This window comes from Salinibacterium sp. UTAS2018 (assembly GCF_004118935.1).
In the GTDB taxonomy this organism is placed as follows: Bacteria; Actinomycetota; Actinomycetes; order Actinomycetales; family Microbacteriaceae; genus Rhodoglobus.
In genome coordinates this window covers 1,922,698-1,944,106 of sequence record NZ_CP035375.1, presented here as the reverse complement: position 1 = coordinate 1,944,106, position 21,409 = coordinate 1,922,698, and the positions used below count along the sequence as shown (strand labels likewise).

The following is a 21,409-nucleotide window of genomic DNA, read 5'->3' as shown; positions in this document are numbered from 1 at the left end:
TACACTGGCAACCATGGCTACCTTGAGTGATGTTGCAACCCGCGCCGGAGTCTCGGTGTCGGCGGTCTCGCGTGTGCTGAGCGAAAAGCCGGGCGTGCGGGTGAGCGTGGCAACCCGGCAGCGCATTCACGATGCCGCGAAAGAGCTCAACTACCGGCCCAACTTCACGGCGCGGGCGCTCAAGTCATCGCGTACGCACGCGGTGGGACTTGTGGTGCCCGGCGTCACGAACGCCATCTTCGCCGAGCTCATGCGCGGTGTCGAAGAGGAAGCCCGCACCAAGGATTACATGGTGCTGATCGCGAGCACCGAACGGTTGCCCGAGGGCGAAGAGTCCATCCCGCGCCTCATGGGCGAGGGCCGAGTCGACGGTGTTCTCGTGCAGTTCGGCGACCACTTGAGTGGTGATGATCTGCGCACCGTGACCGACAGCGGTCTGCCCGTGATCTCGATCAACACGATCAACCCCGGCAAGGGTGGTTCCGTTCGCGTTGAAGATGAGGCAGGGATGCGCCTCGCGACCGAGCACCTCATTGAACTCGGTCACACCCGCATCGGCTACGCCGGCGGTGTGCCGACATCGGAGTCGGGCCAGCGTCGTCTCGCCGGATTCATGGAAGCGATGGCGACCGCGAAACTCACCGTTGAGCCCGAGCTCGTCACCGACTTTGGTTACTACCCCAAGCAGGGTGCTCAGGCTCTGGATGCCATGGCCGAGCTCTCGACACCTCCCACCGCGGTGGTGGTGGCGAACATCAACGCCGCGCACGGTGTGCTTTCCGAGGCACGACGGTTGGGCATCCGCGTTCCCGAAGACATGTCGATCGTCGCGATGCACGACACCTGGACAGCCGAAATTGCGTGGCCGCCCCTCACCTGTGTTCGCTTGCCGCTCTACGAACTGGGCCGCGCCGCCATGGCAAGCCTGTGGGACAACATCAACTCCGGCACCGCCGAAGACCGCGTTATCGCCGATCCAGCACCGGAGCTGATCGTGCGCGAATCAACTGCGCCACCCGCGCGCTAACACTCCCTGGAGAAACCACTAGTGAAGACCAGATCAACTCAGCGTGGACTTGAACTGACCGAAATCGGCCTCGGTGCCGCCCAGCTCGGCAACCTGTATCGCGAAACCACCGACGCCGAAGTCGAAGAGGGCGTGGCGGCGGCCTGGGATGCTGGCGTTCGCTACTTTGACACCGCTCCGCACTACGGGCTGGGGCTCTCCGAGCGTCGCCTGGGCGAACAACTGCGCACCCACCCACGCGACGAATACGTAATCTCCAGCAAGGTCGGCAAGCTTCTTGTGCCCAACCCCGGCGGAGAAGATCGGATGGATGACCAGGGCTTCGCCGTGCCCGCCGTCACCAAACGACAGTGGGATTTCAGTCGCGACGGCATCCTCCGCTCGGTCGAAGCATCTCTCACGCGCACCGGCCTTGACCACTTCGATGTGCTCTACATGCACGACCCCGACGACCACTTTGAGCAGGCCTCCACCGAGGGCATCGCCGCACTCATCGAGCTTCGCGAGCAGGGCGTCGTGAAGGCGGTGGGCGCCGGCATGAACAGCTCCGCGTATCTGGCTGAGCTGATCCGTCGCGCCGACGTCGACCTCGTGATGTGTGCTGGACGCTTCACTCTCATCGACGATTCGGCGCTCGCCGACCTGATGCCCCTCGCACTTGAGCGCAACGTCGGCGTCGTCGTCGCCGGGGTCTACAACTCCGGCCTCTTGGGGCGCAATCGCCCCAGCCCCGACGCCACTTTCGACTACGAACCCGTGCCGCCGGCAATTCTCGAGAACGCCAATCGGGTGGCCGACGCGTGTGAAGCCCACGGTGTCACGCTGCCCGAAGCGGCTATCGCTTACGTGCTGCGGCATCCTGCAGTCGTCTCGGTGGTGGTCGGCGCTCGCGGTGGCGACCAGGTGCGTTCAAACATCGAGCGGTACGAAACGGCGATGCCTGAGGGACTCTGGGCCGACCTCGAAGCTGCCGGGTTGGTCGCAGCGCTCTAACTTCGCGTGACGACCGCTCCTTCGCGGATGCGGTCTCACGCGCTTGTGATCAAACGTTTGATCAGCTACCGTAACCATTATCGCTCGCCAGTAGAAACGAGGCGCCCCTCCATGGGACTCACCGACACAGCCCTAACCATTACCGCCGTGCGCGCAGTGTTGCTTTCGCACCGGTACCAGCCCGGGGAAGAACTCACGTGGGTAGGTGGCACCATTTGGTCGTGGGATGCCGCCCTCGTCGAGGTAACCCTCTCTGATGGAACCACCGGAGTCGGGGAAGCGGGAGCGGGCATCATGGCCGCCGCCGCCGTGCCCGGAATTGTCGATGCGTTCCGCCCCTACGTTCTCGACCACGAGTTCGCTCACCCCCTCGAAGTCGCCGACCACCTGCGCGCCTACACCGCCTTCTGGGCACGGGGCGGAATGCTCAACGGTGTTGCCGGAGCAATCGAAACCGCGGCCGTGGATGCCGTCGGCAAGCGACTCGGCGTGCCCGCCTATGAGGTGCTCGGTGGCCTCAAGCGCGACTGGATCGAGTCGTACGCCAGTGGCGGCCTCGGCACCACGTTTGGCGAGGTTTCCGACTGGGCCGCGGCTCAGATCGAAGCCGGCTTTGGCACTGTGAAGTTCCGCGCCATGACCGATCCCGACACCACCATCAAGCTGCTCGACCACGTGACCGCGCTGCTGCCCGAGGGCGTGCAGTTCGTCATCGACGCCGTGCAGGCCTGTGCCTCTGACCCGTGGCCCGTCGACGAAGCAATTCGCGTCGGCCACAAGGCTGCCGAACTCGGTGCCCGCTGGTACGAAGAGCCGTGCCAGGCGGATGACGTGGCGGGCTACGCCGCCGTGCGTGCCGCCGTGAACGTGCCGATCTCCGGGGTCGAATCCAACGGAACCGTGCGGGACTTCGCGCAACTGCTCGACGCCAACGCGCTCGACGTTGCTCAGCCCGACGTCACCTTCGTGGGTGGCCCGAAGGCCTTTGCTCAGGTCGCCGAGCTTGCTCACGCCACCGGCGTGAAGACCGTGCCTCACGTGTGGGGCAGCGGCGTTACGTTCGCCGCCAACCTGCACACCGTGCTCGCGAACCCATACGTGGAGCTCTTCGAGTACTGCACCCTGCCCAACCCGTTGCGCGAAGCAATGCGGGTGGAGGAGGTCGACTTCAAGGATGGCGGAATTGTGGCTCCGAAGGCTCCCGGCCTCGGCATCCAGCTGACTCCCGAAATCGAAGCGCAGTTCCCCTTCAGTCCCGGAGGTGGACATGTCATCCGCTAACGCCGCCGCATCCGCAGCAACCGGCAACGCTGGTTTCACGCCGCTGCCCGGCGATGAGCGCCTCACGACCGCGATTCTGAGCGACTCGTGTGACGAATCCGGGCTGCGTAACCAGGTGCTCAACCAGCGCTTCGCTCCGATCACGCCCGGTTCGCGTGCCTTCGGGCGTGCCCGCACCGTGCGGTTCGCTCCGGCGCTCGAGTCAGATCTCGACGATCCGTATAAGGAGTCGATTGACTTCATCGACGGCATCGGTGCTGGCCAGATGATTGTCATCGCCACCGACAACAGCAACGACTCCGGTTTCTGGGGCGAGCTGTTTAGTGCGGCGGCCCTGGGCGCGAAAGCTTCCGGCGTCATCACCGACGGCAACCTGCGCGACACCGACAAGATCGCCGAACTCGGCTTTCCGTCGTTCTCGCGCTCGCGTCGCCCGATCGACTTCCGTGCCCGGATGCGCGTGATCGCCTCGGATGTTGTTGTCGAGTTGGCCGGGGTGCTGATTGCGCCCGGTGATCTTGTGATGGCCGATGATGACGGTGCCGTCGTGATCCCGCAGGCGCACGAAGAAGAGGTGCTGACTCGCGCCCGCACCCGCGCGGCCAACGAATCGACGGTCTTGGCAGAACTGCTGGCCGGCGACTCGCTGCGCACGGTGTGGGAACGTCACGGCATTCTCTAAACTGGCCACCTGCGAAGGGACAAACCGTGGCTTTTCCGATCATCGACGCTCACCAGCACATTTGGGATCCCAACCGGGCTCACTATGACTGGCTCGACGCATCACTCGCACCGATCAATCAGGTGATGACCTTCGATCAGCTCCGCCCCGAATTGCGGGATGCCGGCATCGACTACACGGTTCAAGTGCAGTCCGCCGATAACTTCGATGACACGCGCTTGATGACGGAGTGCGCGGCCGCGAATCATGAGGTCGCGGCGATCGTGGGCTACGCGCCCCTCGACCGCCCCGAGCAGGCGGCGCGCACGATTGAGGCGTGGGAGGGCGACACCCGCATGGTCGGGGTGCGCACTCTCATTCACAATCAAGAAGATCCGGAGTGGTTGCTGCGACCCAACGTCGACGAGGGGCTCACGGTGCTGGAGCGCGCCGGGCTCACCTTCGACGTGGTCGCGGTGCTGCCCGAACACTTGGCGATCATTCCGGAACTGTCGCGGCGGCATCCGGAATTGCGCATGGTGATTGACCACTTGGCCAAGCCGCCGATCGGGCTCCAGGAGCGCGAGCCCTGGTGGTCAGCGATTGAGGCCGCGGCAGAAAACCCCAACGTCTACGCCAAGGTCAGCGGCCTGTATTCGGCGGCTGGTGACCCGCAGCAGTGGACGACCGAGTATGTGCGGCCGTTCTTCGACCGTGCCCTCGAGGTTTTCGGCCCGTCCCGCCTGATGTACGGCGGCGACTGGCCCATTTCGGTGCTCGCCGGCGGCTATACGCGCGTCTGGCAGGGCCTTCAGCCCCTCTTTGACAGTGTGGATGCCGCGGACCGTGAGCAGTTGCTTGGCCGTACCGCCGCGGAGTTCTATCGCATCGACCCCGCGCGCATTGGCTACTGAAGCGCTGCGCGCGAACCGTTAGATAACAGTTGAAAAACCTTTGATCAAACGTTTGCACAACTTCCACGGTTGGTATAACGTTTGAGCACCGGAGAAACCGAGCCGTTCCAGCGGCCCGCAGCTCTCCACTACGAAGCAGTAGTAACCCTCACCAAGGAGTGTCAATGAAGACGAAGAGGTTCCTTTCCGCCAGTGCAGGAGTGGCGATTATTTCCGCCGCTGCACTCGTTCTATCCGGCTGTTCAGCAGGTGGTGGCGATGCCGCCCCCGAGCAGACTGACTCGGGTGGAAAAATCACGGTATGGGTTGACCCGCCCCGTGTTCCCGCCGCCGAAGCTTTCCAAGAAGCTCACCCCGAGATCGAAATCGACGTCGTTCAGATCGACGGCACTGTTGGTGGCCAGACGGTCAAGCAGGCATTCGCTAACTTCGACTCCGCCGGATCCGGATGGCCTGACGCCATCTTCTTCCCCTCCAACGACGACATCGCGTGGGCAACTGGCGCAGCCAGCAACTACGCAGCCGACCTCACCGATCTGCTTCCCGATGTCATCGATGGTTACGACCCCGCAGTGCTCTCGTTCTGCGACATCGATGGTCAGATCCGTTGCCTGCGTAACGATGCTGCCCCGACGTGTTCTGGTACAACAAGGCGTTCTTCGACGAGAACGGCTACACGCTACCCACCACGTGGGAAGGCTACGGCGACCTCGCAGTACAGATCGCCGACGAGCACCCTGACAAGATCAGCGGATTCCTCGGCGACGCCTACGCTGTGAACCGCTACCTGCAGGCTGCAGACTGCCCCACGAATGACCGTCTCTCAGAGTCGGAAGTTCACATCAACCTCGATGACCCGAACTGTGTTCGTGCCAACGAACTGCTCACGCAGATGTATGAGGGTGGCGCACTCACCACGCAGGGCATCTTCGATGGTGACGCCGCAGCAGCTGGTGTCAACATGGTCATGAGCCCGGGTGCTGTCTGGTGGGGTAACTACCTCTTCCGCGACACCTGGAAGATTCCGGCCGAACAGATGAGCGCAAGCGCTCCGTTGACCTGGGAAGGCGAATCAAGCCCGACCGCCGGTAACGAAGGTGGTGGCCTCTGGGGCGTCTCCTCACACATCACCGGAAAGCAGCTCGAGAACACGCTGACCTTCGCAACCTTCGTTGCGACTGACCCGGCGTGGCAGGTCGAGCTTTCGACCGGTCTCCCCGGTTATGGCCCGATCCAGGATGCTTGGCTCGACAAGCTCGCGGATGACGCCTACTTCGCCGACGTTCCCGCAGTGCAGCAAGCATTCAAGGACGCAGCGGCAGCAGTAGCACCGTACTCGTACATGCTCTACGACACCGGTGCTGCGTGGACCGAAACGGTCAGCCCCACGCTGATCGCTGACGGCTCCATGAGCGACGCACTCAGCACCTTCGGTACAGAACTCGTGAACCGCGCCGACTCGGTCGGCTACACGGTCACCGCCGAATAGAAGTACCCAGCTAGGCACAGCATGTGTGGGGGTTTCAGATCCTTGAAACCCCCACACTCTGTTCCACTCCCGAACTCACAGGCGAGGACAACATGAGCAGCTCAACGCTAGCCACGAAACGCACGGAGCCACCGGCTTCCGGCCCCCGTGTATCCACTACACCCCGGCGTCATCGCACACGCCACGCAGAATCACGCGGCGCTTGGATCTTGCTCGCCCCGTACCTCGCGCTTTTTCTCGTTGCAGCGGCAATCCCCATCGGCTACGCCTTTTGGATCGCCCTGCAAAAAGCACCAACTCTCGTCAACCCGGCCAGCGGGTTCGGCGGTATTGAATCGTTCATCACGGTAATCACCGACTATCGGTTCTCCGGAACGTTCATCAACATCTTCTCCGTCATGATCGTGTGGTTGCCGCTCATGATGATCGGCATCGTCGGTTTGGCCCTGCTGGTTCACGCCAGCCCCGGCCGCTTCGGTGCCACGATGCGCTTCTTCTACTTCATCCCTGGTGCGTTGAGCGGAATCGCTAACTTCGTGCTCTGGGTTTACCTGCTCCACCCCACGCAGTCGCCCCTCGCGCCGCTCTGGCAAGAAGTAGGATTCGGCTCGCTCAAAGAAATCGTCACCGACGGCAACATGCCGATGATCCTCACCGGAATGCTGTTTTTCCAGGGCGTCGGAACATGGATCATCGTCGTCAACGGTGGCCTCAACGGCATCCCCGATGAGATCTTCGAAGCCGCCAAGATTGACGGCGCCAACGCCTGGGACCTCGCCTGGCACATAAAGCTGCCGCTCATCCGCCCGTGGATCGGCTACACGGCTCTCATGAACCTGGCCTACGGCTTTCAGCTCTTCCTTGAGCCGTACCTGCTGCGACAGATCTCGTCGGGAGCGATAGCCGGTGAATGGGCGCCGACCCAGTTGGGTTACGCCTTTGCGTTCACTAACCGAAACTTCCCGGCCGCGGCCGCACTATCAATCATCCTGCTCGTGATCACCCTGAGCATTGGAGTCGTCATCGTGATGAAGAGCGGACTCTTCGGCGACGAGAAGGAGAAGAAGCGATGAGCAACAGCGCTCCCAATGTCGTAGGTGCCAAACACTGGACCGTAGGTCGCATTGCCCGCATCACCGTCATGGTGATCATCGCTGCCGCGTTCATCCTGCCCATCATCGGCTTCATCGCCATGGCCTTCCGCAGTCAAGAAGGCGTGTTGGCCGGCACCGACGGGTTCCTCGGTCTCGGGGGAATGTCGTGGGACAACGTCGTGTTCAGCTGGAGTCAGATCAACGGCTTCGGTCCTGGTGACGGAGGTCTCTTCACGCGCTGGGTCGGCAACTCGCTCGTCGTCGCCGTCATCGGTGGAGTGCTCGCCCTCGTCGCGGCCCTTCCGGCCGGCTACGCTCTGGCACGGTTGCGATTCCGTGGCCGCAAGGTCATGCTCTTCGCAACACTGCTCGCGATGGTGATGCCCAACACGGTTCTCGTCATCCCGCTGTTCCTCGAAGTGAACGCGATCGGTGCGGTTGGCGAGCTGTGGCCCGTCGCGGTCATCATGGGCTTCTTCCCCTTCGGCACCTACCTCGTCTATATCCACTTCATGACGACGATGCCGCAAGAGCTGGTCGAAGCAGCCCGCATTGACGGCCTCAGCGAGATCGCCACCTTCTTCTACGTGGCACTGCCCATTTCCAAGCAGGTCATCGCCCTCGTTGCCTTCTTCTCCTTCGTGGCCAACTGGACGAACTTCTTCCTCCCGCTGGCGCTGCTCACCTCGAGCCAGGAAAACAAGACGATCTCGATTGGCATCCAGGAGCTCATCGGTGCCAGCCCGCTGTTCAACGCCACAGTGGCAGCCGGCCTCGACGTGAAGCTCTACATGCCGCAGCTCGCGCTCGCGACATTCCTCTCGATGATCCCGCTGCTGATCGTGTTCCTCACAGCGCAGCGCTTCCTCATCCGTGGACAAACCGTTGGTGCGGTGAAGGGATAACAATGAAACGAGTAGCCCAAGTGATCGGGATGCCTCCCGAGAACCGCGAAGAGTACGAGCGGTACCATGCCGCCGTCTGGCCAACGGTTCTCGAACGGCTCGCGGCGAGCAACATCCACAACTATTCGATCTATCGCCACGGCGACCTGTTGTTCTCGTACTTCGAGTACACGGGTGATGACTATGAAGCCGATCAGGCGGCCATCGCGGCTGACCCTGAGACTCAGCGCTGGTGGGCTCTGCAAGAACCACTGCAGCGGCCGCTGGATGACCGGGCCGAGGGCGAGTGGTGGAAAGAACTACCCGAGGTCTTCCACCTTGACTAACTAGCTAACTACGCAGCCCGCGCATCGCAGCGCACCAGACGCGCCTCACCAGCGCACATACCTTTTACCGGTTTTGAGCAAGGAGAACTCTTCAGCATGACTACTATCACCAGCGTTGACGTCTATGACGTGCGTTTTCCGACGTCGCTCACCGCCGACGGCTCAGACGCCATGAACAAGGATGGCGACTACTCGGCCGCCTATGTTGTACTCCGCACTGACGAAAAGGGCGTCGCGGGCTACGGCTTCACCTTCACCATTGGTCGAGGAAACGACATCTGTGCGCTCGCTGCCGAGCAGCGCGCTGCACCGCTCGTGGGCCGGGATGTTGACGAGATCGTTGGCGACCTTGGCGGTATCTACCGTGAGCTGAAGTCTGACTCGCAACTGCGCTGGCTCGGGCCAGAAAAGGGTGTCGAGCACCTGGCGATGGCTGCCGTGATGAACGCCGTGTGGGATCTAGCTGCTCGCCGGGCGAACAAGCCGCTGTGGCGTCTACTCACCGACATGACCCCCGAGCAACTTGTCGACACTGCCGACTTCCAGTACCTCACCGACGCCCTCACTAAGGAGGAAGCCGTCACGATGCTGCGCGAGCTCGCTCCCACCAAAGAGCAGCGCATCGCCGAGCTCACCGAGTCGGGCTACCCTTGCTACACGACGAGTGCCGGTTGGTTGGGATACTCCGACGAGAAGCTTCGTCGTCTCTGCCAGGAGGCCGTGGATGCTGGCTACCGCCACATCAAACTGAAGGTCGGTGCGAACCTCGACGAAGACATCCGCCGCTGCCGCATCGCCCGCGAAGTGATCGGTGACGACGCCAAGCTCATGATCGACGCTAACCAGGTGTGGGATGTCGATGAGGCCATCGACTGGGTGAAGGCGCTCGCCGAGTTCAAGCCGCTGTGGATCGAAGAGCCAACGAGCCCGGATGACGTGCTCGGCCACGCCACGATCCGCAAGGCCGTTGCCCCGATTGGTGTCGCCACGGGAGAGCACGGCATGAACCGGGTGCTCTTCAAGCAGATGTTCCAGGCTGAAGCCATCGATTTCTGCCAGCTCGACTCCGCCCGTCTCGCCGGCCCGAACGAGATCATCGCCGTGTACCTGATGGCCAAGAAGTTTGGCGTTCCGGTGTGCCCGCACGCGGGTGGCGTTGGCCTCTGCGAACTCGTGCAGCACCTCTCGATCTTCGACTACGTCGCCGTGTCGGGCACGCTAGAGAACCGGGTAACCGAGTTCGTCGACCACCTGCACGAACACTTCGTTGACCCCTGCATCGTCGAAAACGGCGCCTACCGGGTGCCGATGGCGCCCGGCTACTCGGCGCAAATGCACGAGTCGTCGCTTGCCGAGTTCTCGTTCCCCGCCGGCAGCTACTGGGCGGGTGTCGCTGCGGCTGTCGCGTCGTAGGGACGTGAGAGTGCGGGGCTGCGCTGCCTAGCATCCGGTTCATAATCGGGGCCAGGGCGCGTGCCCGATTCGAGGCGGGGGCACGCTGCTCGTGCTCAGGCGCACGGAATAACGTGGCGATGCAGCAGGTTCACCCCTGCGACGACCTTTCCTCGATCATTGGAGCGCCATGAATCTCACTCAGCAGCTCAAAGAACGTGCCGACGCCACCGCCACTACCAAGTCAGCCGAAGATCTCGCCACACTCACGAACTCGGTGACGGAAGTCGAAAATGCGGGCATCGTGAACAACGCATTGAAGGTCGGCGATACCGCCCCCGACTTTGCTCTCGCGGATGCCGAAGGCAACACGGTGCGATTGAGCGAACTGTTGGAGAAGGGCCCCGTTGCGATCGCGTTCTACCGCGGAGCCTGGTGCCCCTACTGCAACCTCGAACTCAAGGCACTGCAGGAACTGCTGCCCGAATTCCGCGCAGCCGGCGCAACTCTCGTGGCCATCTCGCCGCAGACGCCAGACGAATCTCTCTCCACCGAAGAGAAGCACAACCTTGAATTCCCGGTGCTTTCTGATAGTGATCTCGAAGCGATCAACGGCTTCGGCCTGATCCACCCCGTCGACGACCGCACCAAGGTGTACTACGAGAAGGCAGGCTTTGACCTCGTGAAGGCCAACGGTGCGGCCGGATGGCAACTGCCGCTGCCCGCAACCTACGTCATCGCGCCCGACCGCAGCATCCGCTTCGCTTTCGTGAATGCCGACTACAAACTGCGCGCTGAGCCTGCCGACGTCGTTGAGGCGATCAAGGCGATCTAGCTCTCTCGCGTCGTGCGGCTATGCTCATGCGCGACGCCCCAAGGAGAATAGATGACTTCGCTTGTTGATCACGGAATTGTTGCCCCGAACGCTGAACTTGAGCGGCTCCTCACGGGGTATATGTTTCTCGAAGGCCCCGCGTGGGATGCCGACAACGATCGACTTATTTTCAGCGACATCCCCGCCAGTGTGATGTATTCGTGGTCGCCCGACAGCGGCGTTGCCGTCTTTCGGGCACCCAGCGACAAAGCGAACGGCAACACGTTCGATTCGAGTGGACGCCTGATTAGCTGCCACCATGCCACCAGCAGCGTGACGCGCACAGAGTCGGATGGCACGATCGCTACGATCGCATCGCACTATGAGGGGTTCGAATTGAACAGCCCCAACGATGTGATTGTCGGCGCCGACGGTGCGATCTATTTCACGGACCCGTCGTACGGGCGCCTTGAGTACTACGGGGTTGCGCGCGAAACCCAACTGGACTACCGAGGCCTCTATCGGCTGGGCACCGATGGGGGGCTGAGTCTCCTCGCGAGCGACTTTGACCAACCGAATGGCCTCTGCTTCACCCCCGACGGAGCGCTGCTCGTCTGTGACACCGAACGATTCCACATCCGGCGCTTCGATGTATCGCAACCTGACGCCGTAACAGGAGGCGAAGTCTGGGCGACGGTGGCGGGTGAGGGCGACGGCGCCCCCGACGGGCTGAAGTGCGACAGCCGCGGCAACGTGTACTGCACCGGGCCAGGCGGAGTGCACGTCTTCGACGCGTCCGCCTCATGGTTGGGAAGAATTGACGTGCCCGAGGGATGCGCGAACTTCACGTTCGGCGGAACCGACGGGGCAACACTGTTTCTCACTGCCTCGACGAGTCTCTATTCGATCAGGATGGCGCTGCCGAGTGATGGCGTCTCTGACTGAACGCAGCGGCACTCGTCGTAGTGTGGAGAGCATCACATTGCCCTTCGGAAGGTAACACCGCATGACTCACCAGTTCTCCAGCTATGTTGCCATCGGCGACAGCTTCACTGAAGGCGTCGGAGACGAGCTGCCGGATGGTCGCGTGCGCGGCTGGGCCGACCAAGTGGCTCTCGGGCTCGCACTAGCCTCGCCCGAGCCGGTCACCTACGCCAACCTCGCGATTCGCGGTCGCCTTCTGGCGCCCATCGCGGGGGAGCAGTTGCAGGCGGCGGTTGCCCTCCGGCCTCAGCTGATGAGCCTCAACGGCGGTGGAAACGACATCATGCGCCCCAAAGTTTCGCTGGAATCGATCACCGACCAGTTGCTCGCTGCCGTCGACACGGCCACGGCCAGCGGCATCCACGTTCTCTTGCTCAGCGGTGGCAACCCGAGCAAGCACTTGCCGTTCGGCTCGGTGATGGCCACGCGCGGCGACAACCTGGCGCGAGAAGTCATGGCGCGGGCGTCGAAGGACAACGTGACTTTCGTCAACAACTGGGCCGACCAAGAGCTTACGAAACTGCAGTACTGGTCGGTCGACAAGCTGCACCTTAATGCGCGCGGGCATGCCCGAGTGGCGAGCAACGTGTTGTCGGCGCTTGAGATTCCGGTGCCCGACTTCGCCGCCGATGAGGGGCCAGCGGATGACGCCCGCCCCCGCACCGCGGCCTACTGGCGTGAGTACGTGCTCCCGTGGATCGGCCGCCGTCTCACGGGGCGCTCCTCGGGCGACAACCGTGAACCGAAGAGTGCCACCCTGCAGCCGGTGGAGATCGCGGGGCGCTAGTGCTCGGCTCGCTTAGGTGAGCTGCGGCTGAGTCGGGACCGAAAGCAGCGCGCTAGGAGCGCGCCGCGAGCAGTTCAGCCAGGCGCGGCAACTGGGTCTCATCGGCGAGTGCCGAACCGACCGCAACGACCTTGGCGCCTGCGTTGAGGTATTCGCCGGCGTTGCCGGCATCCATTCCGCCAGTCGCGACGAACCGCATCGTGGGGAACGGGCCGCGCATGGCGCCAAACCAGCTCGTGCCCAAGAGGGAGGCGGGGAAAGCCTTCACCCAGGTGAGGCCAGCGCTTTGTGCCGTCTGAACTTCGGTCGCGCTCGCGACGCCGGGTAGCGGGGGCATGCCCGCCTCGAACGAGGCTCGGACGACATCGAGGTCGAAGCCGGGGCTCACCGTGAACGCCGCTCCGGCATCCGCCGCTTGGCGTACGTGCTCGAGGGTGACGACGGTTCCGGCGCCGACGGACTTGCCGAGTTCCTTGCCCGCGGCGACGACCGCGCGCAGTGCCGCGATGTCTTCGTCGGTCTGAATGGGGACCTCAACGGAGTCGATGCCGAGATCCCACGCGGTGCGCGCCAGAGCAACACTGCGCTCGACGCCGAAGCCGCGCAGGATCGCCATGAGCGGCTGGCCGTCGAAGAGCTGGTCGAGCGAGGCGTTAGAGATCTGAGTCATGGGAAGTGCCTTTCAGGAGCGATCGAGAGTTGCGGTGAGGAACTAGAGAGTGGGGAGGTCGGTCGTGGACTGCAACACGAGCGCCGCACGATCGTGGCCGAGGCTGAGGCGCTGTTCGGCGGTGCTGCCGGCAAGGTAGCCGGAGAGGTAGCCAGCCGCGAAGGCATCCCCAGCACCGACGGCTTCAACGACGTCGACCTTGTGGGCGGGGACGAAGACGCGGTCATCGCCGCTGAATTCGGTGGCGCCGACATCACCGTCTTTGATGACGAGGATGCGGGGGTCGGGCAGCAGGGCCCGCACGGCATCCGGGGTCGTGGTCCCCCACAGCACTTCGGCTTCATCGAGGCCCACGAGCACGATGTCGCACTGCTGGGCGAGAGCGAGAAGGGTGGGGCCGGCTTCGGACACAGGCCAGAGCGCGGCGCGGTAGTTCACGTCGAAGCTGAGGGTCGTGGTGCTGTGTTTCGCGCGGTCGATTACCGACTCGATGAGGGCGTTGCAGCTGACCGACAACGAGGGGGTGATGCCGGAAATGTGGGTGAGGGCTGCCTGCTCGAAGGGGACATCCGTGAGGTCATTCGGGGTCATCGCCGACGCGGCAGAACCAGCGCGGTGGTAGATCACGCCGTTACCGGGATCTTTGAAGTAGAAACCGGTGGGGGCGTCGTCGCTGAACTTCACGAGGCTCGTGTCGACTCCGCGCTCGCGGAGTTGGCGTTCGACGCGGCGACCGAAAGCATCCGCTCCCAGGTGGCTCACCCACGCCGCATGGTGGCCGAGGGCGGAGAGGTGCACGGCCAAGTTGGATTCAGCGCCACCGGTCTCAAGGCGGAACAGCTCGGCTGTTTCGAGAGGCTCGGCAACGGTGGGCGTGATGAGCACCATCGTCTCGCCAATGGAGATGATCTCTGGTTGCGTCGTCGTCTGCGCGGTCTGTTCCACAGCTCCACTATCGACCATGTGAGCAATCTGTGCAACACTGTTGCATATAGTGCAACAGGCGCGAGCGGGTCCGAACTTCGCGTGCGCAGCAAGGAGAGGGAGTCCGGATGTCGCAGAGCGTTCGTCGTGCCGCACGCATTGTCGATTCAATAGCCCTTCGCCCGGCCAGCGTCAGCGAGCTCGCGGAAGAGTTCGGCGTGCACCGCTCCACGATGTTCCGCGAAGTGCAGTCTCTCGAAGAAGTTGGTTATCTGCGCAAGCGAAAGAATGGCGAGTACGTGCTCGGCCTGCACCTCATCGCTCTCGCCCACCAGGCATCCGACAGCCTCGATCTGCGCGAGATCGCCCACGATCGCCTTGTGAAACTGCATCGCACGGTCGGCAATACGCTCCACCTCGCTGCCCTCGTTGACCACAGCATCGTCTACGTCGACAAGGTCGAAGACACCAGCGGCGTGCGCATGTACTCGCGCATTGGCAGCCCGGCACGGCCCTATTGCAGCGGCGTCGGCAAGGCGATCCTCGCTGAACTGTCGGCGAGCGATCGGGATGCCGTGCTGCGAGATACGATCTGGGAGCCGTTCACCGCCAAGACTCTCACCACGCGCCCCGAGCTCGACGCTGAACTCGAACGCGTCGCCGCACGCGGTTGGGCGGTAGACGACGGCGAGTTCGAAGACTTCGTGAACTGCATCGCTGTGCCGATCTACGGGCCCACCGGCGTCATTGGCGCTCTCTCGAACACAGCGATTCGGATGGCGGCCGACCTGAATGCTCTCAGAGCTCACCTGCCGCTGCTGCAGAGCGTGGCGCGTGAAATCTCGGCGGAGCTTGGCGGCGTCTAAACCGCGCCGCTCCAGGCCGCGGGAACGAGTGTCCACAGAACTTCGGCATCCACTGTTCTGGGGTTTTTCCAATTGTGGAGTTCGCGGCCGGGGAACGTGATGGTGTCGCCGGCGGCGAGGGTGACCGTCCGGTCGGTGAACTGAATCTCGAAAGCTCCGCTGATGAGGTGCACGACTTCGACGTCGCAGTTGACGGTGTAGAGCTTGTCTCCGCCGTTGGCCTCCGGTTGCAATGTCGAGCGCAGCATCTGAATCTTTGATTCGCCGCGGGGTGTCACCATCCGCTCTAGAGCGCCGCGGCCGCCCATGTTGATGAGTGGTGCATCGGCGAGAGTGACGAGTTTGGTCTCAGAGGCCTCGAAGAGGGTGCCGATCGGCAGCGACAAAACTTCGCAAATTGTCAGCAGCGTGGCGACGCTTGGTGACGTTTCATCGCGCTCCACTCGGCTGATGAAACCCTTGGTCAGACTCGTTGCGCTGGCCAGCTGTTCGATAGTGAGGCCCTGTGCCCGGCGGCTCGCACGGAGGCGTGCGCCAACTCGAACGCGGTTCTCTGATGGCGTGGGATGCACGGGGCGCATGGAGCTCCTTTGCTGGAGATGATTTCTTGTCTATCTTGACAGGCGCGGCGGATACCGCCAGACTCGACCACACACTTTGTTGCCTAATATGCATTTTATGTTTCGCATAAGTAATTTTTCCGGCCCAACGAGGGGAAGCGGCATCCATGACCAACCAGACCGATCAGCCTGACCAGAACGAACCGATCGGCCCCGCCGACGCGAGCATCGCGCCTCGCTACGCCGGTATCGCCACCTTCGCCCGCTTGCCTCGCATCGAAGACGTGCCGCGTGCCGACATTGCTGTGGTGGGAGTTCCCTTCGATAGCGGCGTCAGCTACCGCCCCGGAGCGCGATTCGGTCCTGCCCACGTGCGCGAAGCTTCACGACTGCTGCGCCCCTACAACCCTGAGCAAGATGTCACGCCGTTCAGCACCCAACAGGTCGTGGATGCCGGAGATATTTCTGCAAACCCGTTCAACCTTGACGAAGCGGTGGCTCAGATTCAGCACGCCGCTACCGAACTGAGCGCCGACGGCAAACGGCTCGTCACGATCGGTGGCGACCACACCATCGCACTTCCCCTGCTGCGGGTGGTTGCAGAGAAGCACGGCCCCATCGCAGTGCTGCACTTCGACGCCCACCTCGACACCTGGGACACCTACTTTGGCGCCCCCATCACGCACGGCACGCCCTTCCGCCGCGCCTCAGAAGAGGGCCTCATCGATATGCAGGCGAGCATGCACGTCGGCATCCGCGGTCCGCTCTATTCACGGGATGACCTGCGCGACGACGAACGCCTAGGGTTCGCAATCATTTCCAGCGCCGAACTCGAAACCGAAGGGCTGCAGAGCGCAATTGAGCGGATGCTTGCCCGCCTCGGTGATCGCCCAGTCTACGTTTCGGTCGACATCGATGTACTCGACCCGGCCCACGCGCCTGGCACCGGAACTCCCGAAGCTGGCGGAATGACCAGCCGGGAGCTGCTCGCGATGCTGCGCGCGCTGCGCAACGTGAACATTGTGGGGGCCGACGTTGTCGAAGTTGCTCCCGCCTACGACCACGCGCAGATCACTGCCGTAGCCGCATCCCATGTGGCGTACGAAATCATCTCGGCCATGACGCCGAGCACAACCGTGTGAATACCCGAAATCAACGAACCGCCGAAAGGACAATGATGTCAACCGCACCTGTATCGCCGATGCAGCGAGAGTCTGTTCTAGAAACTCGTTCAATCGACTATGTTCCCCGCGCTGAGAGGCACGGCAAAGTGTGGCACCAGGGGCCATTCTGGTTTGCCGGCAACTTTGTGCTGCCCACCTTGGTCACCGGATTCATCGGCCCGGTCTTGGGGCTCAGCGTGGCTTGGAGCATCCTCGCCGTTGTTCTTGGTGCTGGAATCGGCACGTTCTTCATGGCCTTCCACGCAAACCAAGGCCCGCGGATGGGTCTGCCGCAGATGATTCAGTCTCGCGCTCAGTTTGGGCGTCGTGGCGTGATCGTTCCCTTCACGGCGACAGTGTTCGTCTATGTTGGCTTCCTCGTCTTCGACGTGATTCTTGCGACTCAGGGATTGCAGTTGGTGCTGCCGGGCGGAAAGCTCGTCTGGTACCCGATCCTGATCATCGTCTCGATTGTGATCGCGGTCGTCGGCCACGACCTGCTGCACTTCATCCAGCGCTGGCTTACTGGCCTGCTGGTGGCGGTCTTCGCCATCATCACGGTCTTGGCAATCGTCAACTATTCCGGTGTCGGCGCTGCTCTCGCGACTGATGAGACTGCTCTGGGGTGGAATACAACTGCGTTCTTGATTCAGTTCTCACTCGCCGCCGGTTACAACATCAGCTACTCGGTTTATGTCTCTGACTACACGCGCTACCTGCCGCAGAACGTCTCAGCCCCGAAGCTCATCACCTGGGTTTATGTGGGCGCCGCGGGCTCGGCGATCTGGTTGATGTCACTCGGTGCGCTGCTTGCGGCAAACATCCCGAACGCGGATGCCATCGGTGCTATCAAGGAAGTGGGAGACACCCTCTTCCCCGGCTTCGGCACCTTCGCCGTTCTCGTGTCTACCGTTGCCCTGCTCTCGATCATGGGAGTGAATGCGTACGGCGCGATGCTTACCGGAACGAGTGCAGTTGACGGCTTCAAGAAGGTTCGCCCGACTCAGCGTTTGCGAGTTATTGGGCTCAGCGCGGTTGGACTGCTGACCTTGCTCATCGCGTTGCTCATTCCCGACGCCTACCTGGGCAGCTTCACTGACTTCGTGATCATGATGCTGTACTTTCTCGTGCCGTGGACCGCGGTGAACCTTGTGGACTTCTACCTTATTCGTCACGGCAAATACGCGATCGCTGAGATGTTCTCGCCGAAGGGGATCTACGGCAACTGGGCGTGGAGGGGAGTCACCGCTTACCTCATTGGGTTTGTGGCAATGATCCCGTTCTTCTCCACTTCGTTCTTCTCGGGCCCGGTTGCTGTTGCTCTGGGCGGTGCTGATCTCTCATTCGTCGTAGGGCTGCTCGTCTCGGGCATCCTGTATTACGTTTTCTCACGCAACCTCGACCTCACGGCGGAGGATACTGCTCGCGAAGCCAGCGAGCGTACGCTCGAAGGTACCGGCCACTAGGCGCCGACGGCTAAGTAAGGGGAGCGCAATGACTGACAACACTGTGATCGTCGCGAGCTGCCAAGTATCTTTGGCGGTCGGCGATGTCGAGGCGAATCGTCAGTCATTGCGCTCTGCCCTGCTTCGGGCGTTGGATGCGGGGGCTCAGATTATTGTTCTTCCTGAACTTGCAAACACGGGCTACATGTTTGCCGATCTTGCCGAGTTGCGGTCCGTCGCCGAACCGGTTGACGGCCCCACGGTGAGCGAGTGGGTGGCGCTTGCGGCAGAGCATGGCCTGATCATCATCGGCGGTTTTGCTGAGGCTGCCGACTCTGGCGCGGTTTACAACTCTGCGGTGCTCATCGATTCGACCGGGGTGCGAGCGTGCTACCGCAAAGCCCACCTCTGGAACACCGAGAAAGCTGATTTGTTTACGCCCGGCTCGGGTGCGCCACCAGTGGTCGATACAGCGCTTGGTCGCATCGGAGTGATGGTCTGTTACGACCTTGAGTTCCCCGAGTGGGTGCGCGCAGCCGCGTTAGAGGGCGCAGAACTGCTGTGTTGCCCCGTGAACTGGCCGCTTTATCCCGCACCAGAGGGCGAGCGGCCCATCGAGGTCGTGAAGGTTCAGGCCGCCGCGGCAACCAACCGCATGTTTGTGGTTGCTGCCGACCGTGCCGGGCGTGAACGGGGGCAGGACTGGCTTGGCGGCAGTGTGATTGTGGATGCCGACGGCTTCCCTCTCACCACGCTCGGGCTTGGCGCCGCCGGGGTGCATATTGCGCAGCTTGACCTGAGTGATGCCCGCAACAAGACGATCAGCGAGCGTAACAATGTTCACACCGATCGCCGCCCAGAACTCTATTTCGAAGCTGAAAGGCAAACCAATGGCAGCGCATAGTTCTGCAACCGAGACGACCGTTGCGATCATCCAGCACCCTCCTGCTGTTCTTGACCTTGAGGAATCGTTCCGTCGTGCTGCACTGCACATTGCGGATGCCGCGGCGAAGGGCGCCCAGTTGGTGGTTTTTCCCGAGACGTGGTTGACCTGTTATCCCGCATGGGTGTTTGGATTGGCCGGTTGGCGCGATGAGGTTGCACGCGGTTGGTATGCGAAATTATTGGAACAGAGCCCCGTGGTCGGGGAGCCCGGTTCGACTGACGACGATTTGGAGCCATTGCGTGAGGCTGCCCGCAGTAACGCAGTGACCGTGGTGATGGGCCTCAACGAGCGGGCTGGCCGAGAGTCGGGCACGCTCTACAACTCACTCATCACCATTGGCACCGATGGCAGCACTCTGAATGTGCACCGCAAACTGACCCCGACTCATACCGAACGAATCGTGTGGGGCGCGGGGGATGGCGCTGGTCTAAGGGTCGTGGAGACCCCGGCCGGTCGGGTGGGCGGGCTGGTCTGTTGGGAACACTGGAACCCGTTGGCGCGTCAGGCATTGCACGCGCAGGATGAGCAGATCCATGTTGCAGCGTGGCCGGATGTTCCGGAGATGCACCACTTGGCGTCGCGCACCTATGCATTCGAGGGCCGGTGCTTTGTGGTCTGCGCGGGGCAATATTTGACGACCGACGATGTGCCCGCCGAACTTCTCGATGCTTATCGACAGGGTGTCGGGCCGGATGCTCCTGAGAATGGTGTTCTTTTCGATGGCGGTTCTGGCGTGGCTGGCCCCGACGGATCATGGGTCGTTGAGCCCGTTGTGGGGGAAGCGCGCACCATCATGGCGACGCTCGATTTAGGGGCACGGAATGCCCACAGCCACGACCTTGACGTTGCCGGCCACTATTCGCGCCCCGATGTACTGACACTCACTGTTGATCGCCGTCGCCAGCCGGGTGGGGTTAAGTTCACTGATTAGTTGCGGCGCCGATACTGCTATTAGGTTGTGGGGTCGAACAGCTGGCCGTCGTCGTTCTGCACTGCCCAGCTGAACCACATTTCGAAATAGAACGGGATCGTGACGGCATCCGGCCCGGCAATCTGTAACTCGCCATCGGTCTTCTGGAGAGTGATCTGTTGGTCGTCGACGGTCGTTTCGTAGCGGCGGCCGTCTTCTAGCCGCAGCCAGGGGGCCGCAACGTGGGTGTTGCCAACGCTGAACGCCACGAAGATTTCTTTAGCGGGGTAGCGGTCATCGACTCGACTGGGCACGAAGTAGAAGTCGGCACTTTCGTCGTAGCCGGCATAAGGGTTGTTGGCGTAGTCGCGGGAGTGTCCGGTGTCTTCGCTGACGATCATGGTTTCGGGGTAGCGATCCTTGATTTCGCCGACGTTGAGCAGTTGAAAGTTGTGCAGCTGAAGCTGGTGGGGGTAGTGCTCGCCGGCGAGTGCCGTGCCGGTGCTCTGCTGCCACAGGGTTTCGGTGGCGCGGTCGAACATGATCATGTTGCTTTCGAGCAACCCGCCGCTGACCCCGAATGTTGTGGCGGTTCCGCTCGGGAGCACACGGTCGAACACGGCAGCGCTTCCGCACAGCGGGCAGAAGGTCACCGCGATGGGCGACCCGTCAATGGTGTCATTGACGATTTCGTGCCAGACCAGGATGTTGTACGGGTAGGCCTTAGTTTCGGTGTCGCCCTGCACCAGAATCGCGAGGACGTCATCCGGATGCTCGAAATCGGCCACCGGCTCAAACCGGGGTTCATCGATCGCCGGGATGCCATCTTTGGGTGGTCCGCCGCTGAGCGCCTGGGCTATCGCCGCGTCGGCCTTGGACCAGTCAGTGTGGGGAAACCCCTCGTGCAGGAATGCAGGAATCTCCACCGAACCCGCTGTGGTGCCGGATGCCGGGGGCGAGCTAGCGGGGCCGGGCGCAGTGATCGCACCCAGGGCAAGGGCGGCGACAAAGACAGCGACTGCGGCCACCGCGGCGGCGCCAATCACGATGGCAGCTGTTCGCTTCTTCATGGGCTGACTCCCGTCCTGGCGTGTGCGGTGTGCCAAGAATAGGCCGCTGCAGGCGCCGCCGTCTGTGACGTGGAGCACAGTGGGGTGCGCTGTCGGCGAGGGTTCGTGGTGCGAGCATCGTGCACGCAGAAAAGGAGCCTTATGAGTAGAAAACTAACGCTATGAGTAGTATTATGAGTTTACACGCG

General features: G+C 62.4%; 22 protein-coding genes. 18 read left to right on the top strand and 4 right to left on the bottom strand.

Translation table 11 applies throughout. The features are described 5' to 3' along the window. The first annotated feature begins 13 nt into the window (after window positions 1-13). The 13 genes from ESZ53_RS09215 to ESZ53_RS09155 all read left to right on the top strand — a co-directional run bounded on the left by ESZ53_RS09215 (window position 14) and on the right by ESZ53_RS09155 (window position 12,667). Complete coding sequence (locus tag ESZ53_RS09215; RefSeq protein ID WP_129072557.1) at window positions 14-1,027, top strand: LacI family DNA-binding transcriptional regulator; 1,014 nt, start codon at window positions 14-16, stop codon at window positions 1,025-1,027. Window positions 1,028-1,048: 21 nt separating this feature from the next. Continuing rightward, complete coding sequence (locus ESZ53_RS09210; protein ID WP_129072556.1) at window positions 1,049-2,020, top strand: aldo/keto reductase; 972 nt, start codon at window positions 1,049-1,051, stop codon at window positions 2,018-2,020. Window positions 2,021-2,131: 111 nt separating this feature from the next. Then, window positions 2,132-3,301, top strand: a complete 1,170-nt coding sequence (locus ESZ53_RS09205; protein ID WP_129072555.1) for a mandelate racemase/muconate lactonizing enzyme family protein — start codon at window positions 2,132-2,134, stop codon at window positions 3,299-3,301. Continuing rightward, window positions 3,288-3,983: an RraA family protein gene (locus ESZ53_RS09200; RefSeq protein WP_129072554.1), complete on the top strand. Its 696-nt coding sequence runs from the start codon at window positions 3,288-3,290 to the stop codon at window positions 3,981-3,983. The genes ESZ53_RS09205 and ESZ53_RS09200 overlap by 14 nt, the downstream gene beginning before the upstream one ends. A gap of 26 nt (window positions 3,984-4,009) precedes the next feature. Next, window positions 4,010-4,876 (top strand): amidohydrolase, encoded by an 867-nt coding sequence (locus ESZ53_RS09195; RefSeq protein WP_129072553.1) that lies wholly within the window; start codon window positions 4,010-4,012, stop codon window positions 4,874-4,876. Between the two features lie 634 nt (window positions 4,877-5,510). Continuing rightward, window positions 5,511-6,365 carry a hypothetical protein gene (locus ESZ53_RS14490; RefSeq protein ID WP_246837277.1) on the top strand — a complete coding sequence of 285 codons (855 nt, stop codon included), beginning with the start codon at window positions 5,511-5,513 and terminating at the stop codon, window positions 6,363-6,365. Between the two features lie 209 nt (window positions 6,366-6,574). Then, entirely contained in the window at window positions 6,575-7,438 is an 864-nt protein-coding gene (locus ESZ53_RS09185) for a carbohydrate ABC transporter permease (RefSeq protein ID WP_246837276.1), read from the top strand. Then, a complete protein-coding gene (locus ESZ53_RS09180) occupies window positions 7,435-8,364 on the top strand; it encodes a carbohydrate ABC transporter permease (protein ID WP_129072551.1) in 930 nt (309 codons plus the stop codon). The genes ESZ53_RS09185 and ESZ53_RS09180 overlap by 4 nt, the downstream gene beginning before the upstream one ends. Before the next feature lie 2 nt (window positions 8,365-8,366). After that, window positions 8,367-8,690: an L-rhamnose mutarotase gene (locus ESZ53_RS09175; protein ID WP_129072550.1), complete on the top strand. Its 324-nt coding sequence runs from the start codon at window positions 8,367-8,369 to the stop codon at window positions 8,688-8,690. Between the two features lie 96 nt (window positions 8,691-8,786). Beyond that, entirely contained in the window at window positions 8,787-10,103 is a 1,317-nt protein-coding gene (locus ESZ53_RS09170) for an L-fuconate dehydratase (RefSeq protein WP_129072549.1), read from the top strand. Window positions 10,104-10,272: 169 nt separating this feature from the next. After that, window positions 10,273-10,917 carry a peroxiredoxin-like family protein gene (locus ESZ53_RS09165; protein WP_129072548.1) on the top strand — a complete coding sequence of 215 codons (645 nt, stop codon included), beginning with the start codon at window positions 10,273-10,275 and terminating at the stop codon, window positions 10,915-10,917. A 51-nt stretch (window positions 10,918-10,968) separates the two neighbouring features. Further along, entirely contained in the window at window positions 10,969-11,841 is an 873-nt protein-coding gene (locus ESZ53_RS09160; RefSeq protein WP_129072547.1) for an SMP-30/gluconolactonase/LRE family protein, read from the top strand. A gap of 61 nt (window positions 11,842-11,902) precedes the next feature. After that, window positions 11,903-12,667: an SGNH/GDSL hydrolase family protein gene (locus ESZ53_RS09155; RefSeq protein ID WP_129072546.1), complete on the top strand. Its 765-nt coding sequence runs from the start codon at window positions 11,903-11,905 to the stop codon at window positions 12,665-12,667. Between the two features lie 52 nt (window positions 12,668-12,719). Here ESZ53_RS09155 and ESZ53_RS09150 read toward each other — a convergent pair whose 3' ends face one another. Next, window positions 12,720-13,337 (bottom strand): bifunctional 4-hydroxy-2-oxoglutarate aldolase/2-dehydro-3-deoxy-phosphogluconate aldolase, encoded by a 618-nt coding sequence (locus tag ESZ53_RS09150; protein WP_129072545.1) that lies wholly within the window; start codon window positions 13,335-13,337, stop codon window positions 12,720-12,722. 42 nt (window positions 13,338-13,379) lie between these two features. Continuing rightward, window positions 13,380-14,300 (bottom strand): sugar kinase, encoded by a 921-nt coding sequence (locus ESZ53_RS09145; protein ID WP_129072544.1) that lies wholly within the window; start codon window positions 14,298-14,300, stop codon window positions 13,380-13,382. A gap of 89 nt (window positions 14,301-14,389) precedes the next feature. Between ESZ53_RS09145 and ESZ53_RS09140 the strand changes: the two genes are divergently transcribed. Continuing rightward, the gene (locus tag ESZ53_RS09140; RefSeq protein WP_129072543.1) at window positions 14,390-15,127 is read left to right on the top strand and encodes an IclR family transcriptional regulator; all 738 of its coding nucleotides are present in this window, start codon (window positions 14,390-14,392) and stop codon (window positions 15,125-15,127) included. Here the strand turns inward: ESZ53_RS09140 and ESZ53_RS09135 are convergent. Continuing rightward, a complete protein-coding gene (locus ESZ53_RS09135; RefSeq protein WP_129072542.1) occupies window positions 15,124-15,708 on the bottom strand; it encodes a helix-turn-helix domain-containing protein in 585 nt (194 codons plus the stop codon). The genes ESZ53_RS09140 and ESZ53_RS09135 overlap by 4 nt on opposite strands. Window positions 15,709-15,854: 146 nt before the next feature. Here ESZ53_RS09135 and speB point away from each other — a divergent pair, with 146 nt between their 5' ends. From speB to ESZ53_RS09115, 4 genes are read left to right on the top strand one after another with little or no spacing between them, the layout of a single operon-like run. Beyond that, window positions 15,855-16,829, top strand: a complete 975-nt coding sequence (gene speB / locus ESZ53_RS09130) for an agmatinase (protein WP_129072541.1) — start codon at window positions 15,855-15,857, stop codon at window positions 16,827-16,829. A gap of 32 nt (window positions 16,830-16,861) precedes the next feature. After that, complete coding sequence (locus ESZ53_RS09125; RefSeq protein WP_246837275.1) at window positions 16,862-18,316, top strand: cytosine permease; 1,455 nt, start codon at window positions 16,862-16,864, stop codon at window positions 18,314-18,316. A 28-nt stretch (window positions 18,317-18,344) separates the two neighbouring features. Then, window positions 18,345-19,199: a nitrilase family protein gene (locus ESZ53_RS09120; RefSeq protein WP_129072540.1), complete on the top strand. Its 855-nt coding sequence runs from the start codon at window positions 18,345-18,347 to the stop codon at window positions 19,197-19,199. Continuing rightward, entirely contained in the window at window positions 19,186-20,172 is a 987-nt protein-coding gene (locus ESZ53_RS09115) for a carbon-nitrogen hydrolase family protein (protein ID WP_129072539.1), read from the top strand. The genes ESZ53_RS09120 and ESZ53_RS09115 overlap by 14 nt, the downstream gene beginning before the upstream one ends. A gap of 20 nt (window positions 20,173-20,192) precedes the next feature. Here the strand turns inward: ESZ53_RS09115 and ESZ53_RS09110 are convergent, their stop codons facing one another. Next, a complete protein-coding gene (locus ESZ53_RS09110; protein WP_129072538.1) occupies window positions 20,193-21,221 on the bottom strand; it encodes a DUF3179 domain-containing protein in 1,029 nt (342 codons plus the stop codon). Window positions 21,222-21,409: the final 188 nt, after the last annotated feature.

Excerpts from the sequence above, each read along its gene's own strand:
- ESZ53_RS09135 (WP_129072542.1), bottom strand. The coding sequence starts at position 15,708 with ATGCGCCCCGTGCATCCCACGCCATCAGAGAACCGCGTTCGAGTTGGC.
- ESZ53_RS09170 (WP_129072549.1), top strand. The coding sequence starts at position 8,787 with ATGACTACTATCACCAGCGTTGACGTCTATGACGTGCGTTTTCCGACG.
- ESZ53_RS09155 (WP_129072546.1), top strand. The coding sequence starts at position 11,903 with ATGACTCACCAGTTCTCCAGCTATGTTGCCATCGGCGACAGCTTCACT.
- ESZ53_RS09180 (WP_129072551.1), top strand. The coding sequence starts at position 7,435 with ATGAGCAACAGCGCTCCCAATGTCGTAGGTGCCAAACACTGGACCGTA.
- ESZ53_RS09120 (WP_129072540.1), top strand. The coding sequence starts at position 18,345 with ATGACTGACAACACTGTGATCGTCGCGAGCTGCCAAGTATCTTTGGCG.
- ESZ53_RS09175 (WP_129072550.1), top strand. The coding sequence starts at position 8,367 with ATGAAACGAGTAGCCCAAGTGATCGGGATGCCTCCCGAGAACCGCGAA.
- ESZ53_RS09150 (WP_129072545.1), bottom strand. The coding sequence starts at position 13,337 with ATGACTCAGATCTCTAACGCCTCGCTCGACCAGCTCTTCGACGGCCAG.
- ESZ53_RS09115 (WP_129072539.1), top strand. The coding sequence starts at position 19,186 with ATGGCAGCGCATAGTTCTGCAACCGAGACGACCGTTGCGATCATCCAG.
- ESZ53_RS09140 (WP_129072543.1), top strand. The coding sequence starts at position 14,390 with ATGTCGCAGAGCGTTCGTCGTGCCGCACGCATTGTCGATTCAATAGCC.
- ESZ53_RS09145 (WP_129072544.1), bottom strand. The coding sequence starts at position 14,300 with ATGGTCGATAGTGGAGCTGTGGAACAGACCGCGCAGACGACGACGCAA.
- ESZ53_RS09110 (WP_129072538.1), bottom strand. The coding sequence starts at position 21,221 with ATGAAGAAGCGAACAGCTGCCATCGTGATTGGCGCCGCCGCGGTGGCC.
- ESZ53_RS09215 (WP_129072557.1), top strand. The coding sequence starts at position 14 with ATGGCTACCTTGAGTGATGTTGCAACCCGCGCCGGAGTCTCGGTGTCG.
- ESZ53_RS09125 (WP_246837275.1), top strand. The coding sequence starts at position 16,862 with ATGATGTCAACCGCACCTGTATCGCCGATGCAGCGAGAGTCTGTTCTA.
- speB (WP_129072541.1), top strand. The coding sequence starts at position 15,855 with ATGACCAACCAGACCGATCAGCCTGACCAGAACGAACCGATCGGCCCC.
- ESZ53_RS09160 (WP_129072547.1), top strand. The coding sequence starts at position 10,969 with ATGACTTCGCTTGTTGATCACGGAATTGTTGCCCCGAACGCTGAACTT.
- ESZ53_RS09165 (WP_129072548.1), top strand. The coding sequence starts at position 10,273 with ATGAATCTCACTCAGCAGCTCAAAGAACGTGCCGACGCCACCGCCACT.
- ESZ53_RS09200 (WP_129072554.1), top strand. The coding sequence starts at position 3,288 with ATGTCATCCGCTAACGCCGCCGCATCCGCAGCAACCGGCAACGCTGGT.
- ESZ53_RS09205 (WP_129072555.1), top strand. The coding sequence starts at position 2,132 with ATGGGACTCACCGACACAGCCCTAACCATTACCGCCGTGCGCGCAGTG.